The 15,077-nt window shown below is 50.7% G+C and carries 14 protein-coding genes and 1 riboswitch; of the genes, 8 read left to right on the top strand and 6 right to left on the bottom strand.

The features are described from left to right. Nucleotides 1-177: 177 nt before the first annotated feature. Together glyS and glyQ are read right to left on the bottom strand one after the other, a co-directional pair. Nucleotides 178-2,247, bottom strand: coding sequence for a glycine--tRNA ligase subunit beta (gene glyS, locus C9J03_RS20325; protein WP_044622216.1), 2,070 nt, complete (start codon nt 2,245-2,247; stop codon nt 178-180). A gap of 8 nt (nt 2,248-2,255) precedes the next feature. Beyond that, the gene (gene glyQ, locus C9J03_RS20320) at nt 2,256-3,167 is read right to left on the bottom strand and encodes a glycine--tRNA ligase subunit alpha (RefSeq protein WP_039463466.1); all 912 of its coding nucleotides are present in this window, start codon (nt 3,165-3,167) and stop codon (nt 2,256-2,258) included. 285 nt (nt 3,168-3,452) lie between these two features. Between glyQ and C9J03_RS20315 the strand changes: the two genes are divergently transcribed. From C9J03_RS20315 to C9J03_RS20305, 3 genes are all read left to right on the top strand, one after another. Continuing rightward, nucleotides 3,453-4,142: a YiaD family glycine zipper/OmpA-like lipoprotein gene (locus C9J03_RS20315; RefSeq protein ID WP_082060681.1), complete on the top strand. Its 690-nt coding sequence runs from the start codon at nt 3,453-3,455 to the stop codon at nt 4,140-4,142. 93 nt (nt 4,143-4,235) lie between these two features. Further along, nucleotides 4,236-4,337: riboswitch (yybP-ykoY riboswitch) on the top strand. A 93-nt stretch (nt 4,338-4,430) separates the two neighbouring features. Then, on the top strand, nt 4,431-4,988 hold the full coding sequence (locus C9J03_RS20310; protein WP_044622217.1) for a TMEM165/GDT1 family protein: 558 nt from the start codon (nt 4,431-4,433) through the stop codon (nt 4,986-4,988). 174 nt (nt 4,989-5,162) lie between these two features. Beyond that, the gene (locus C9J03_RS20305) at nt 5,163-5,423 is read left to right on the top strand and encodes a hypothetical protein (protein ID WP_044622218.1); all 261 of its coding nucleotides are present in this window, start codon (nt 5,163-5,165) and stop codon (nt 5,421-5,423) included. 60 nt (nt 5,424-5,483) lie between these two features. Here the strand turns inward: C9J03_RS20305 and tusA are convergent, their stop codons facing one another. Beyond that, nucleotides 5,484-5,732, bottom strand: coding sequence for a sulfurtransferase TusA (gene tusA, locus C9J03_RS20300; protein ID WP_044622219.1), 249 nt, complete (start codon nt 5,730-5,732; stop codon nt 5,484-5,486). A 139-nt stretch (nt 5,733-5,871) separates the two neighbouring features. On the opposite strand from tusA, the gene C9J03_RS20295 reads away from it, so the two are divergent. Together C9J03_RS20295 and C9J03_RS20290 are read left to right on the top strand one after the other, a co-directional pair. Next, the gene (locus tag C9J03_RS20295) at nt 5,872-6,054 is read left to right on the top strand and encodes a hypothetical protein (protein WP_044622220.1); all 183 of its coding nucleotides are present in this window, start codon (nt 5,872-5,874) and stop codon (nt 6,052-6,054) included. Nucleotides 6,055-6,200: 146 nt separating this feature from the next. Next, nucleotides 6,201-7,142, top strand: coding sequence for a LysR family transcriptional regulator (locus tag C9J03_RS20290; protein WP_044622221.1), 942 nt, complete (start codon nt 6,201-6,203; stop codon nt 7,140-7,142). Between the two features lie 52 nt (nt 7,143-7,194). Here C9J03_RS20290 and acuI read toward each other — a convergent pair whose 3' ends face one another. The 3 genes from acuI to fadB form a co-directional block, all read right to left on the bottom strand. Then, a complete protein-coding gene (acuI, locus tag C9J03_RS20285; RefSeq protein ID WP_044622222.1) occupies nt 7,195-8,175 on the bottom strand; it encodes an acrylyl-CoA reductase (NADPH) in 981 nt (326 codons plus the stop codon). 161 nt (nt 8,176-8,336) lie between these two features. Further along, a complete protein-coding gene (gene fadA / locus C9J03_RS20280) occupies nt 8,337-9,503 on the bottom strand; it encodes an acetyl-CoA C-acyltransferase FadA (RefSeq protein WP_044622223.1) in 1,167 nt (388 codons plus the stop codon). Nucleotides 9,504-9,530: 27 nt separating this feature from the next. After that, nucleotides 9,531-11,693 (bottom strand): fatty acid oxidation complex subunit alpha FadB, encoded by a 2,163-nt coding sequence (gene fadB / locus C9J03_RS20275; protein ID WP_044622224.1) that lies wholly within the window; start codon nt 11,691-11,693, stop codon nt 9,531-9,533. Between the two features lie 382 nt (nt 11,694-12,075). Between fadB and C9J03_RS20270 the strand changes: the two genes are divergently transcribed. Genes C9J03_RS20270 through hemG form a run of 3 tightly spaced genes read left to right on the top strand, consistent with a single transcriptional unit; the run spans nt 12,076 to nt 14,741 of the window. Then, nucleotides 12,076-12,699, top strand: a complete 624-nt coding sequence (locus tag C9J03_RS20270; protein WP_044622225.1) for a YigZ family protein — start codon at nt 12,076-12,078, stop codon at nt 12,697-12,699. Between the two features lie 43 nt (nt 12,700-12,742). Continuing rightward, nucleotides 12,743-14,200 (top strand): TrkH family potassium uptake protein, encoded by a 1,458-nt coding sequence (locus C9J03_RS20265; protein ID WP_039469239.1) that lies wholly within the window; start codon nt 12,743-12,745, stop codon nt 14,198-14,200. A gap of 16 nt (nt 14,201-14,216) precedes the next feature. After that, entirely contained in the window at nt 14,217-14,741 is a 525-nt protein-coding gene (gene hemG, locus C9J03_RS20260; protein WP_044622226.1) for a menaquinone-dependent protoporphyrinogen IX dehydrogenase, read from the top strand. Nucleotides 14,742-15,077: the final 336 nt, after the last annotated feature.

Raw genomic sequence — 15,077 nt, 5'->3', positions numbered from 1 at the left:
CGTGAAACCGTAGTGATTTGGGTGGCTATTTATATCAGCGTGTTTCACGTGAAACAGCTTAATGTAAACCGTTTAAGGTTAATAGGCTTGAAACTGGAGGCTGTGAAAACCTAAGGGCACAAATAAAAAAGCCCCGGTCTAAACCGGGGCTTCAATATCGTTATAGCTCTTTCGCCATTACTTTTGCAGTAGCGAAATATCTGCCACTTTTAGGAACTCGTTACGTAGCTGGTTCAGCATGGTAAGACGATTCACTTTTAGCTTCTCGTCATCAGCCATAACCATCACGTTGTCGAAGAACGCATCAACTGGCTCACGAAGGTTTGCTAGTTCTGACAGTGCCTGCTGGTAATCACCTTCGGCAAAGACAGGCGCAAGCTGTTCTAGCGTTGATGCGATATCAGCCGCCAATGCTTTTTCTGCATCTTCAACCAATAGGCTGCTATCAACACCTGAAGCTAGTTCACCATCGAATTTCGCTAGGATGTTACCCACACGCTTGTTGGCGGCTGCTAGTGATTCAGCAGCGTCTAGAGAGCGGAAGTGTGTTACCGCTTTAACACGCTTGTCGAAATCAGCAGGCTGGGTAGGGCGTAGTGCCAGTACCGCCTGGATAACGTCAACGCTGTGGCCTTCGTCTTGGTACCAAGCACGGAAGCGGCCTAGCATGAAGTCGATCACTTCGTCTGCCACATTGGCGTTCGTTAGCTTGTCGCCGAATAGTGATTGTGCTTTGGCAATCAGGTCAACCAAATCTAGGTTGTAGCCTTTCTCAACGATGATACGTAGAACACCTAGCGCTGCACGGCGCAGGGCAAATGGGTCAGAACCTTTCGGTGCCTGGCCAATGCCGAAGATACCCACTAGCGTATCTAGCTTGTCTGCCATCGCAACAGACGCTGACACGCCTGTGCTTGGCAGTTCGTCACCGGCAAAGCGTGGCATGTATTGCTCGTTTAGCGCTAGAGCGACTTCTTCTGCTTCACCGTCATGGCGAGCGTAGTGCATGCCCATCACACCCTGGGTATCGGTAAATTCGAATACCATGGAGGTCATCAGGTCACACTTGGCCAGTAGGCCAGCGCGTTTAGCGTTAGTCACATCAGCATCGATCTTTTCGGCAATGTAGCCAGCAAGTTCAGTGATACGGTCAGTCTTGTCTTTGATCGTACCTAGCTGCTTCTGGAAGATAGCTGTTTCTAGTTCAGGCAGGCGATCAATCAGTGGACGCTTACGGTCGGTGTTGAAGAAGAACTCTGCATCGGCAAGACGAGGGCGGACAACCTTCTCGTTACCTTCGATGATTTGTTGAGGATCTTTCGAAATGATGTTGGTTACGAAGATGAACTTAGGCACTAGGTTGCCATCTGCGTCGTAAACCGGGAAGTATTTCTGGTCACCTTTCATGGTGTAAACCAGCGCTTCAGACGGTACGTTCAGGAAGTCTTCTTCGAAAGATGCAGTCAGTACGACAGGCCATTCAACCAGAGACGTCACTTCTTCAACCAGCTCGTCTTCAAGGTCGGCTTTACCGCCAACCGCTTCAGCAGCTTTCTGGGCATCAGCCAAGATGATGGCTTTACGTGCTTCGTAATCAGCCATTACCTTACCGCGCTCTTCCAGGATCGCTGGATACTGATCGGCATTGTCGATAGTAAACTCAGCTTCACCCATGAAGCGGTGGCCACGAATAGTGCGTGCAGATTCCACACCCAGGATAGTACCCGGGATCAGCTTGTCACCCAGAAGCATGGTCAGGGTTTTCACCGGACGGATAAACTGAGTGTCTGTGTCACCCCAGCGCATTGGCTTAGGAATTGGCAGTTTAGCAAGCGCATTGGCAGCCATATCGCATAGCAGTGCATCAGCCGCTTGGCCTTTGACTTCTTGCTTGAACAGTAGCCATTCGCCTTTGTCGGTAACCAGGCGGTCAGCTTGTTCAACGGTGATGCCATTACCACGTGCCCAGCCTTGAGCCGCTTTGGTTGGGTTACCGTCTGCATCGAATGCCACAGAAATCGCCGGGCCGCGCTTTTCTACCACCTTGTCAGGCTGGTTTTCAGCAAGGCCAGCAACCTTAAGTGCCAGGCGGCGAGGAGAAGCAAACCACTTCACACCCTGGTGTGGTAGGTCTGCTGCTTTCAACTCAGCTTCGAAGTTTGCTGCAAAGGCTTCTGCCAGTGTGCGCAGTGCCGTTGGCGGTAGCTCTTCGGTACCAAGTTCAATAAGGAAATTGTGTTCAGCCATGGTGATCCTTACTTGTCTTTTTTGCACATTGGGAAGCCAAGAGCTTCACGGGAAGCGTAGTAGGCTTCAGCCACTTGCTTGGTTAGGTTACGGATGCGCAGGATGTAGCGCTGACGCTCTGTAACAGAAACGGCTTTGCGTGCATCAAGAAGGTTGAATGCATGGCCTGCTTTTAGAATACGTTCGTAAGCAGGTAGAGGAAGTGGTTTCTCTAGTGCTAGTAGCTCCTGACATTCCTTTTCGCACTGGTCGAAGAATGTGAATAGGAAATCAACGTCTGCGTATTCGAAGTTGTAAGTTGACTGTTCAACTTCGTTTTGGTGGAAGATATCACCGTATGTCACTTTGCCTAGCGGACCGTCTGTCCATACTAGGTCGTATACGGAATCAACACCCTGGATGTACATCGCCAGACGTTCGATACCGTATGTGATTTCACCGGTTACTGGCTTACATTCAAGACCACCAACCTGCTGGAAGTAAGTGAACTGAGTAACTTCCATACCGTTTAGCCATACTTCCCAGCCTAGACCCCAGGCACCCAAGGTTGGGTTTTCCCAGTTATCTTCTACGAAGCGGATGTCGTGGACTTGGGTATCGATGCCAAGAGCTTCCAGCGAGCCTAGGTATAGCTCCTGAATATTGTCCGGTGATGGCTTGATGATCACCTGGAACTGGTAGTAGTGCTGAAGGCGGTTCGGGTTCTCGCCGTAGCGGCCGTCGGTAGGACGACGTGATGGTTGCACATACGCTGCTGCAATAGGTTCTGGACCCAGAGCACGAAGACATGTCATCGGGTGAGAGGTACCTGCACCTACTTCCATGTCCAGAGGTTGCACAATAGTACAACCCTGTTGGCCCCAGTAATCCTGCAGCGCGAGGATCATGCCCTGAAAGGTTTTAATATCGTATTTCTGCATTGTCAGCTTCGCGTGATTAATGGATTGAGAGATTTTTAGTAACTATCCAGTATACCTTGCCAACACCTGCGCTAGTAGGGGGAGTGCATGTTTTTTGGTCATCTTTAATTAATTTGCTTAAATTAATGTGCCTAGCTTGTCAGGGGATAGACTTTTTTGACATTGTTCTGATATCAGCTTATGACGGTCAGATACAATACTGCCGCCAATGAACAGCTTTGGCTTGCCAAAGACGCTGCACACAATGACATCGGCCCTGAGCCGAGAATAAGAAAGGTAAACAATATGGATTTGTCTAATCGCGCTATATCTAGCAAATGGATGCGTAACCTGGTGTTTGCTACGGCAACGGCTGTGGTTGCGACAGGTTGTTCAACAACTAACCCTTACACTGGCGAACAGCAAACGGCGAAAGCGACCAGTGGCTCAATTATCGGTGCGGTGGCGGGTGCTGCTATCGGTGCTGCGTCTTCAAGCAAGAGTGATCGTGGCAAGGGTGCCTTGATTGGTGCAGCTTCTGGTGCGGCACTGGGTGGTGGTATCGGCTACTACATGGATGTACAGGAAGCTGAGCTGCGTAAGCAGTTGCAATCCACCGGGATCAGCGTAACCCGTGATGGTGACAATATTATCCTCAATATGCCGAACACCATTACCTTCGGTGTTGATGATACAGCATTGAGCGGTCAGGCTAAGAATGCACTGCAAAGCGTCGCGTTGGTTGCCAAAGAGTATGACGAAACCATGCTTAACGTATACGGCTTTACCGACAGTACAGGTGCGGCGTCTTATAACCTACGTCTGTCACAGGTGCGTGCCAGCGAAGTAAGCAATGAGCTGATGCGTGGTGGTGTTGCCAGCAACCGTATTGTGACTAAAGGTATGGGTGAGTCACACCCGATTGCTTCTAACGATAACGAGCAGGGGCGTGCCCAGAACCGCCGGGTAGAGATCGTACTTTCGCCACAAGGTTAATTTCACCAAATAACCTTGATTGGATAAAAGGGCCTCATGCAGGCCCTTTTTTGTGCCTTGCGATCCGTGTTGCTGCTGTGTAGAATTGCCGTACCTTTGGGGAGTAGCCTCTTGTCCTGGCAAGACAAACGTCAACATAATTGAAGCAAAATCTTCATGGCGTTTGTGACTCACGTTTATCCTACTAGTGAGTTTGGCGAGACCATCGGTAAACCAGCATGAACCGGGGTGGGGCATGTGCGTTTACCTGTGGTTTTTTACTGTATTCCTCGCCCCAAAGAGCATGTCGTGAGTGTTTTAGCTATCTCTATTACGTCGGTTGCCTTGGCAGAAATTGGCGATAAAACGCAACTGTTATCCCTGCTGCTTGCAAGTCGTTACCGCAAACCTATTCCTATTATTCTGGCGATCTTCTTCGCCACCATTGCCAACCATGCATTGGCAGCTTGGCTTGGAGTAGTGGTTGCTGACTACTTAACGCCAGAAATGCTCAAGTGGGTGTTGGTGGTGAGCTTTGTTGCTATGGCGGGGTGGATTTTGATCCCTGACAAGCTTGATGATGACGAACAGATCTCCAACCGCGGGCCGTTTGTCGCCAGCTTTATTGCCTTCTTCATTGCCGAGATCGGTGACAAGACCCAAGTCGCTACTACCATGCTTGGAGCTAAATACAGTGATGCGCTAATGTGGGTAGTACTGGGTACCACTATTGGTATGTTGCTGGCCAATGTGCCCGTGGTCTTGATTGGTAAATTGTCAGCCGAGCGTATGCCGCTGAGTTTGATCCGTAAAATCACTGCGGCGTTGTTCTTTGGCCTGGCTCTTGCCGCCGCGTTTGGCATGTAATCTCCGCTAGCTGTGTTCCACGTGGAACATGGTTATTTGAGCCTTGCTCACAAGCCATTATGACACTGTGATAACAACCACTTAAATTGTGAGCATGGCAGCAGTGCCGGGAAGCTTGGCGTGATATGTTGGTACCAGTACCTTTGGACGGTTGCCGCTGTATAGGAGGGGGTTATGAACCGTTTTCTTGCAATATCGCCCCAGAGTCAATTCTGGTTATTCAACTTTGCGTTGGCGCTGAATATTCTCGGTATGGTGCTGACGGACATGTGGTTGCCGATGGTGGTCGGTGCTATTGTGACGACGTACCTATCGGTCGATGCCTTGGTTCGCTTGCGTTATGTCCTGCCGATGAAGAAGGAAATCCGCGACCTGCGCCACGAACTCGATAAAGCCAACCGCCAATTGCGGGATTCGTACCGTAATGAGGATTAGCCGTTAGCCGGTAACAGGACAGTAAAAAGGCAGCTCAATGAGCTGCCTTTTTTTGATCGTTTAGTTAGTGCCTTTTCTTATCAAGTAACGGTAAGGCAGGCTGTCGGTTTCTGCCGCAACCAAGGTGTGATCCATGAAACGGCAAAAGCTTGGAATATCCCTAGTAGTTGAAGGGTCATCGGCAGTGACGAGCAGGGTATCGCCTTCGGCCATTTTCCTTACGGTTTTACGCACCATCATCACAGGCTCAGGGCAGCGGAGTCCTTCAGCTTCCAAACTGTGGGTGGGGTTGTCAAAAATAGCGGTCATAGCATCTACATCTTCTGTTGAAGATTGTGATCATACTTATGGGCAAGAATTAATCAATAAGGGTTGGCAAATCAAAATAAAACGTGTAACGTATTTAACAAGTCATTAACGTTTATCTTCTGAAGGATTAGGAGGAACTATGTTGACTCAGATGGATCGCCTGACAATTTATAGCGTACTGTGCTTCATTACGTTTTGCTCTTTGATGCTACGTTCTCCGAATGAGACTAGTTTTATCGCGCTGGGTGGCCTGATTGCCGCCGCGCTAGGACTTTGGCTCGAGCTCACCAATTCTCCCGAGCTCGAGGAAGAAGAAAGCTAACATTGCACATCTACTACACTCCCCCAGTTTTCTTGGGCTTCCCCGCTTTTATAGCGGGATTTTTTTTATCTGGACGATAAAATAATACCAAACTAAGTAATATGTTGTTTGGTATTAATCCCAATATCTTGCCAAGGTAGCTCGAAGTGGAACTAGAAGACATCTATCGCCGTGATTTGAATTTGCTGGTGGCATTGCGGGTACTGATTGAAGAGAGCAGTGTCAGCAAGGCTGCCACACGCCTGAACCTGAGCCAGTCGGCGATGAGCAGGGTGCTGGGTAGGCTGCGCGACTTGCTTGGCGATCCGTTATTTACTCGCCAGGGCCAGCATTTGATCCCGACCGAAAAGGCGTTGGAGTTTGACCGGGCACTGGGTGAGCCATTGGAATCCCTGCGCCAGTTGCTGTCACCGGTCGAGTTTGATCCGCGAAGCTGCGATCAGACCTTTGCCATCGCTACTACCGATTATGCCATGCAAACCATTTTGCCGTTTGCCCTACCGCGGATTTATCAGGAGGCACCGGAGGTCTCGTTTGAGTTCTTGCCGTTGCAGCATGATAGGTTGGCCGATCAGCTGACTTATGAAGGTGCGGATTTGGCGATCTGCCGTCCGACCGGGCCCGTTGAGCCATTGCGCAGTGAAATTTTGGGAAGAGTCGGTGTGTTATGCCTGCTATCCAAGCATCATCCATTGGTCGATAAAGAGATGAGTTTGGTGGATTACCTGGCTTACCCCCATGCAATGATTGCGATCAGTGACGGGGTCAAGGCGCTGATTGAGCAAGCGCTGGTTGACCAACCCAAACGCAAAATGGTCTTGCGCGCCTATCACCTTGAGGCGGCATTGGCGATAGTCGATACCATGCCGTTGATTATTACCGTCCCTGCGGATTTAGCTTATCTGGTGGCAGAGCGCTACGACTTGGTCGTCAAACCTCTGCCGTTTGCCTTTACGCCGTTTGATTACTCGATGATTTGGCATCCGCGCTGTGAGCACTCACCGGCCCAGGAGTGGCTAAGGGCGATTGTTAAGGAAGAGTGTAGCCGCCTGATCGCCAAACGCATCGATGATATGGGATTGGAATAAAAAAGCCGGGTAAACCCGGCTTTAATAATTGGTATTACGTTCGCAATCGCGGCTATAGCTTGATCACGACTCGGCCGGTTACTTGGCCGTTGGTAATGTCTTCCGCGTACTTAGGTGCGGCATCTAGTTCAACCTCGGTGCACGCTTGCTCATAGAAGCTTTCAGGTAATAGCTCGACCAGTTTTTCCCAAGCGGCGATACGCTTGTCCGTTGGGCACATCACCGAGTCGACACCCTGCAGGCGGACGTTACGTAGGATGAATGGCATAACCGTTGTCGGCAAATCAAAACCGCCAGCCAAACCACAAGCGGCAACAGCGCTGTTGTAGTCCATTTGCGCCAGTACTTTTGCCAGTACCTTGCTACCGACGGTATCGACAGCACCTGCCCACACTTGCTTCTCTAGTGGACGTGCCGGCTCTTCGAATTCACTACGGTCGATAATACGACTCGCACCAAGCTTCTCTAGCAGTGGACCATTTTGCTCTACACGGCCAGTAACAGCTGTCACTTTGTAGCCAAGCTGGGCCAGAAGGGTAACGGCAACAGAGCCGACACCACCACTGGCTCCGGTGACTAATATTTCGCCAGCTTCTGGTTTGATACCGGCATCAAGTAATGCTTGTACACATAGCATTGCGGTAAAACCGGCAGTACCTACCATCATGGCTTTCTTGCTATCAAAACCTGTTGGTAGCGGCACCAGCCAATCGGCTTTCAGGCGTGCACGTTGTGCCATACCACCCCAGTGGTTTTCACCGACTCCCCAGCCAGTTAGCACGACTTTGTCACCCGCCTGGTAGCGTGCATCCTCAGAGCTAACGACCGTACCGGCTAGATCGATACCCGGTACCATTGGGAAGTTACGGATGATCTTACCTTTGCCTGTGATGGCCAAGCCGTCTTTGTAGTTCAGGGAAGAGTAATCGACATCAATCAGAACATCGCCTTCAGGAAGGTGGCTATCGTCCAATTGTTCGATGGTCGCAATTGTTTTTTTCTCTTCTTGGTTTAGAACCAGTGCCTTAAACATAGGGATGCTCCAAATTAAACAAGCGTCTTAAGTGGTAATGAGTGTAGATCCGAAATAACTATGAATAAAATGAAAGTTAATCATTTAATCTATGTCATTACTGCATGTGTGGAAAAGATCAAAAAAGCCCGCCGAAGCGGGCTCTTGGTGGGTAAAATGGGCTACTCAACCCGCTCGAAAACCGTGGCAATACCTTGGCCTAAGCCAATACACATTGTTGCCAGACCGAATTGGACATCATGGTGCTCCATCAGGTTGATCAAGGTGGTGGAGATACGTGAACCTGAGCAGCCTAGTGGGTGACCGAGCGCGATGGCTCCGCCATTGAGGTTGACCTTTTCTTCTACCACATCCAGCAAGCCGAGATCTTTGGCGCAAGGGAGTGATTGGGCGGCAAAGGCTTCGTTGAGCTCGACCATGCCGATATCTTCGATAGATAGGCCGGCACGTTTCAGAGCCTTCTGACTGGCCGGTACCGGTCCATAACCCATGATAGAGGGATCGCAACCGGCAATCGCCATGGCTTTTACCCGGGCACGGATAGTCAGACCGAGTGCCTTGGCTTTGTCTTCGCTCATCACCAGCATGGCTGATGCGCCATCCGACAGGGCGGAAGACGATCCTGCGGTAACGGTACCGTTAGCCGGATCGAACACCGGGCGTAGTGCAGAAAGTGACTCTGCGGTTGTTTCAGGACGAATCACCTCATCATGGCTAAGTAGGGTCAAACGACCATCTGCATCATGCCCCTCGGTAGGGTAGATCTCGTTGGTAAACCGGCCTTCAATAGTCGCGGCATGGGCGCGCTGGTGGGAGCGGGCGGCAAAGGCGTCCTGCATTTCCCGGCTGATACCATGCATACGGCCCAGCATTTCAGCGGTTAATCCCATCATGCCTGCTGCTTTGGCGACAGACTTTGATAGCCCCGGGTGGAAGTCGACCCCGTGGTTCATTGGTACGTGGCCCATATGCTCGACACCACCGATCAGGCAGGTATCGGCATCACCGACCATAATCGCGCGGGCGGCATCATGCAGTGCCTGCATCGATGAGCCACACAGGCGATTGACGGTTGTCGCGCCCACTGTGTGGGGGATCCCCGCTAACAGGGCCGCATTGCGGCCGACATTAAAGCCTTGCTCCAGTGTCTGCTGGACACAGCCCCAGTAGATGTCTTCAATGCTGCTCGGATCAACCTGTGGATTGCGTGCCAGCAGTCCCTTCATCAGGTGGGCCGACAAGTCTTCGGCGCGGACATGGCGGAAGGCCCCGCCTTTCGAGCGTCCCATCGGGGTACGGATACAATCAACGATTACAACGTTATTCATTTTCAATTCCTCATCCTTAAGCCATGATTACGCGTTGCTCGGTACAGGGTAGTAGCAGCTGTCTTGGGCCGCTTTTTCACGCAAGCCCGCCGGTACTTCATAAACGGCACCAAGGTGGGCATAGCTGTCGGCCAACTGGACATAGTTGGCCAGGCCAAGGCTATCGAGATAACGGAAAACACCGCCACGGAATGGAGGGAAGCCTAAACCGTAGACCAGGGCCATATCGGCTTCGGCTGGGCTGGCAATGATCCCTTCTTCAAGACAGCGAACCACTTCGTTGATCATTGGGATCATCATACGGGCAATGATTGTTTCGGCATCATATGGGGTGGCATTGCCGGTGACCGGCGCAATCAATTCGGTGACCTCGGGCGCGCTGGTTTTCTTTGGCTTGCCCTTGCGGTCGGTAGTATAGGCGTAGAAACCCTGGCCATTCTTCTGACCATAGCGGCCATTGTCGAACATCACATCGACGCCATCTCTGTAGTCTTTGCCCATGCGATCCGGGAAGCCTTCTGCCATTACGGCCTGGGCGTGGTGAGCGGTATCGATACCGACCACATCCAATAGATAAGCAGGTCCCATCGGCCAGCCGAACTGTTTTTCCATCACTTTATCAATTTGCTGGAAATCGGCCCCGTCACGGAGCAACAGGCTGAAACCGGCAAAGTATGGGAACAGCACGCGGTTGACGAAGAACCCGGGGCAGTCGTTGACCACAATCGGGGATTTCCCCATCTTGGCAGCATAGGCAACGACCCGGTTGATGGTTTCGTCGGAGGTATGCTCGCCACGGATGATTTCGACCAGCGGCATGCGGTGGACCGGGTTGAAGAAGTGCATGCCACAGAATTTCTCGGGGTGTTTGAGTGATTTTGCCAGCAAGTTGATAGGGATAGTCGAGGTATTGGAAGTAATAACCGTCTCCCCACCGACGAGGCTTTCGACCTCACTCAATACTGCTGCCTTGACCTTTGGGTTTTCAACCACGGCTTCAACCACTACATCGACATCTTCGGCACCAGCATAGTGTAGGCTAGGGGTGATCCCACCTAGGACTTTGGCCATGCCAAGGCCGTCAATACGGCCTCGCTCTAACTGTTTGTTAAGCAGTTTAGCCGCTTCACCCATGCCCAGGTCGAGTGATGCGTCGCTGATATCTTTCATTAATACCGGCACCCCTTTGAGGGCGGATTGGTAGGCAATGCCTCCTCCCATGATCCCAGCACCCAAGACCATTGCCTTACTGGTGGGCTGTCCGGCTTTCGCAGCTTGCTTGGCCTGGCCTTTGATGTACTGGTCGTTGAGGAAGACCCCTACCAAGGATTTGGCGACATCGGTTCTTGCTAGGGTCACAAAGTGTTTGTTCTCAATCGTTAGCGCTTCGTCTCGCTCACAACGTGCAGCTTCTTCAATGGCCTTTACCGCCGCTATGGGGGCCGGGTAGTGAGGGCCTGCAACCTGAGCCACCATCCCCTTGGCGATGGTAAAGCTCATGGTCGCCTCTATCTTGTTCAGGGCCAGCGGCGCTTTTTTCTGGGCTCGACGCGACTGCCAGTCGAGATTGCCAGCAATAGCGTCCTTAAGCATAGCCAGTGCTGCGGTGTGTAGTTGCTCAGGCTCGACTACCCCGTCGACCAAGCCAAGCTTGAGGGCATCGAGGGCTTTCTTGTCTTTACCGGCAGTAATGATTTCCATTGCCGAGTCAGCGCCGATCAAGCGCGGCAGGCGGACGGTTCCTCCGAAACCGGGCATGATGCCGAGTTTGGTTTCCGGTAGGCCGATGCGGGCTTTGCTGTCGGCCAGACGCATATCAGTAGCCAGAATACATTCGCAGCCACCGCCAAGGGCGTGGCCATTAACTGCTGACAGGGTCGGAACCGGTAAGTCTTCCAGCTTATTAAAGATGTCGTTGGCATGGGTGACCCACTGTGACAGCTCCTCGGCAGGCTTGGCAAACAAGCTAAGGAACTCAGTGATATCAGCCCCAACCACAAAGGCGTCTTTGCTTGAGGTCAACAGTAATCCCTTCAAGTCACTCTGGTGGTAGAGCGCATTGAGGGCTTCGTTGAAGCTTTTCAGGGTTTTGAGGTCGAACTTGTTGATTGTGCCGGGAGCGTTGAGGTTAAGCTCGGCGATGCCATCTTCCAGATAGCGAACGGATAGGGTTTCACCTTGGTAAATCATCTTCTATCTCCATGAGTTCCGGTCTATGCCGGATTTGATTTAACTGGTTTGACCTGTCGGTAGGTTAAATAATAGTCTGAACCTGTTATGCAACGATTACAACACCTATTTTAAACATTTGTTTAACTTTTTTGGTGGGGCAAAGAGACGTTATCACTGAGTAGATAAGTGATGGGTGGTATTTTTGTTATTGAATTCAGCTGGATAGGTTTTTTTGTTTGGGGCTTGGGTTAGTTGATATTTTGTGGCGCCGAGTAAGCTGTCAAAGCTTAATGGTCGATTTTCGGCATTCTGTTGCTATAGAGGGTGGAGCGGTTACAGCGACAACAGGGGTTGTGGTATCCTGAGATATTCGACCTATAACAGAGAAATACGGCAGGATATGACCGTTAGTGAGCCCTACCTGATCCCAGCAAGCAGTGCGACTCTCGAAGAAGAAATCAAGAAAAGCCGCTTTATTACCTATTTGGCACATACCCCGAATGTCGACGCTGCTAAGGCGTTTGTCCAAAGCATTAAGGATAAACACCATGATGCCAGGCATAACTGTTGGGCGTTTGTTGCCGGGCGACCTGAAGATTCGATGAAGTGGGGATTCAGCGATGATGGCGAGCCGTCAGGAACGGCGGGTAAGCCAATCCTTGCCCAGCTGACTGGATCCGGCGTGGGAGAAATTACGGCTGTGGTAACGCGCTACTCTGGCGGTATTAAGCTCGGTACCGGTGGTTTGGTCAAAGCCTATGGTGGCGGTGTTCAGCAAGCCTTAACTGTGCTGCAAACCAAAGAAAAGTTAATAACTTCGGAACTGCTGATTAGCTGCGAGTATAATCAGGTATCGCTGGTGGAGTCTTTAGTCACTGAGTTCGCCGGCCGCCAAGTTGAGGCTGATTATGGCCAGCGGGTGACATTGGTGATTGAGTTGGATCGCCGCCGGGTCGAGTCATTCAGTGCGACCCTGTTTAGTCGCAGTGGTGGGCAGGTGAGTGCGGTAGACCGTTCAGAGTAGCCCTGCTAACGTTTTCTAATTATAAATGAGAGCCGAATAGGCAATGCAATTTCGTTCCATTATCAGGATTGTCGGGCTGCTGCTCGCCTTATTCAGTGTCACTATGCTGGCGCCAGCCTTGGTGGCCTTAATCTATCGCGACGGAGCGGGACTGCCGTTTGTCGTGACTTTTTTTCTTCTTTTTGCGGGTGGTGCCTTGTTATGGGTGCCTAACCGTCATTACCGTAGGGAACTAAAAGCGCGGGATGGCTTCCTGATTGTGGTGCTGTTCTGGACCGTTATCGGCAGTGCCGGTGCTGTTCCCTTTATTCTGGCTAAAACCCCAGACCTATCAGTAACAGATTCCTTTTTTGAATCTTTTTCAGCGCTGACCACTACCGGGGCTACCGTGATTGTCGGGCTGGATCATCTCCCAAAGGCGATTTTGTTTTATCGACAGTTGCTGCAATGGTTCGGCGGTATGGGGATCATCGTATTGGCTGTTGCCATTTTGCCGGTACTGGGTATCGGTGGTATGCAGCTTTACCGGGCTGAGATCCCTGGCCCGGTCAAAGACAGTAAAATGACCCCGCGTATTGCCGAAACCGCCAAGGCGCTATGGTATATCTATCTCGCGTTGACCATCAGTTGTGCGTTGGCTTTCTGGCTAGCGGGCATGACCGCATTTGATGCGGTAGCCCATAGCTTTTCCACGGTGGCGATTGGAGGGTTTTCTACCCATGACGCCAGCATGGGTTATTTCAATAGCCCGACGATTAACATGATCACCGTGGTGTTCCTGCTGATTTCCGCCTGTAACTTTTCACTCCACTTTGCAGCCTTTGCCAATGGTGGCATTCATTTGCGTACCTATTGGCGTGATCCGGAGTTTCGGGCATTTTTCGCATCGCAGCTGATTTTGTTCCTGATCTGCTTTGGCATGTTGCTCAAGCACCATTCCTATGACTCGTACCACGATGCCTTTGATCAGGCGTTGTTCCAAACGGTCTCCATCTCAACGACCGCAGGTTTCACCACCACGGGATTCTCTGAATGGCCACTGTTTTTGCCAGTACTACTGCTGTTTTCATCATTTGTCGGCGGGTGCGCGGGATCGACCGGTGGTGGTATCAAGGTGATCCGGATGTTCTTGTTGTTACTGCAAGGTGTCAGGGAGCTCAAGCGCTTGGTTCACCCGCGGGCGGTTTATACCATTAAGGTCGGAAATAAAGCCTTGCCGCAACGTGTGGTTGATGCGGTGTGGGGGTTCTTCTCGGCGTATGCCTTGGTCTTTGTGATCTGCATGTTGGCGTTGATCGCAACGGGGATTGATGAGCTAACGGCGTTCTCAGCCGTGGCTGCTACCTTGAATAACCTCGGACCGGGCCTCGGGGAAGTCGCGGTTCACTTTGGCGAAGTTAATGATCCGGCAAAATGGGTATTGGTGATTGCGATGCTATTTGGTCGCTTGGAAGTCTTTACCTTGTTGGTGCTGTTTACTCCTACATTTTGGCGTAGTTAATAGATAAGGAAATGCCGTGGAAAAAGTTCTTTTGCTTCATTCGAGCAGTGATGGGCAAACCATCAAAATCATGCGTCATATTGAGAAAACTCTGGGAGAGGGCTATCAGTGTGAGTTGGCAGATTTGAACCAGCTGCCTGCTGTTTCTTTTGAGCAGTATGACCGCATCTTGATTGGGGCTTCGATCCGTTATGGGCATCTTAATAAAAAGCTCTATCAGTTTATCAATCAGAATCTGCCAGCGTTGGAGCAGCATAAAGTGGGTTTCTTCTGTGTCAACTTAACAGCCCGTAAAGAAGGCAAAAACACACCGGAGACAAGTGCCTATATGAAGAAGTTCCGTCAGAAGTCACCATGGCAACCTGGCTTGCAGGCAGTATTTGCCGGAGCGCTCCGCTATCCACGATATAAATGGTTTGATCGGGTAATGATTCAGTTCATTATGCGTATTACTGGTGGGGAAACTGATACAAGTAAAGAGGTGGAATATACGGATTGGCAAAAAGTAGAGGCCTTTGCGGCCCAGTTTAAGGCCTATTAAGCTGCCTTTTTGATGGCTTTGGGTGTTTTTTGTTCGAACTGTCAGCTTTTACTTAATTTTTTAAAAAACTCCCTTGCCAACGTGATCGAAGTCTCTATAATGCCACCTCACTGACACGGAGCACGGCAACTTAAGTCGCTAACCAATCAGTATTGTTCTTTAACAATTTGACCATGCAATCTGTGTGGGCACTCGTGAAATGATAGTCAAAAAAGAATTATCAATGAAACTGAGTGACCAAATCGAATCGTAAGATTCGGCACAGTCAATTCATTCATTACTTCGGTAATGGATTAACAGTATTCATTGAGCCAAAACTTTAATTGAAGAGTTTGA

Source organism: Photobacterium gaetbulicola, from assembly GCF_003025515.1.
Classification (GTDB): Bacteria; Pseudomonadota; Gammaproteobacteria; order Enterobacterales; family Vibrionaceae; genus Photobacterium; species Photobacterium gaetbulicola.
Note: the sequence above shows the minus strand (reverse complement) of the source record. Positions and strands in the feature narration are given on the sequence as shown.

Excerpts from the sequence above, each read along its gene's own strand:
- tusA (WP_044622219.1), bottom strand. The coding sequence starts at position 5,732 with ATGACCGCTATTTTTGACAACCCCACCCACAGTTTGGAAGCTGAAGGA.
- C9J03_RS20295 (WP_044622220.1), top strand. The coding sequence starts at position 5,872 with ATGTTGACTCAGATGGATCGCCTGACAATTTATAGCGTACTGTGCTTC.
- C9J03_RS20305 (WP_044622218.1), top strand. The coding sequence starts at position 5,163 with ATGAACCGTTTTCTTGCAATATCGCCCCAGAGTCAATTCTGGTTATTC.
- glyQ (WP_039463466.1), bottom strand. The coding sequence starts at position 3,167 with ATGCAGAAATACGATATTAAAACCTTTCAGGGCATGATCCTCGCGCTG.
- C9J03_RS20315 (WP_082060681.1), top strand. The coding sequence starts at position 3,453 with ATGGATTTGTCTAATCGCGCTATATCTAGCAAATGGATGCGTAACCTG.
- acuI (WP_044622222.1), bottom strand. The coding sequence starts at position 8,175 with ATGTTTAAGGCACTGGTTCTAAACCAAGAAGAGAAAAAAACAATTGCG.
- fadA (WP_044622223.1), bottom strand. The coding sequence starts at position 9,503 with ATGAATAACGTTGTAATCGTTGATTGTATCCGTACCCCGATGGGACGC.
- glyS (WP_044622216.1), bottom strand. The coding sequence starts at position 2,247 with ATGGCTGAACACAATTTCCTTATTGAACTTGGTACCGAAGAGCTACCG.
- fadB (WP_044622224.1), bottom strand. The coding sequence starts at position 11,693 with ATGATTTACCAAGGTGAAACCCTATCCGTTCGCTATCTGGAAGATGGC.
- C9J03_RS20270 (WP_044622225.1), top strand. The coding sequence starts at position 12,076 with ATGACCGTTAGTGAGCCCTACCTGATCCCAGCAAGCAGTGCGACTCTC.
- C9J03_RS20265 (WP_039469239.1), top strand. The coding sequence starts at position 12,743 with ATGCAATTTCGTTCCATTATCAGGATTGTCGGGCTGCTGCTCGCCTTA.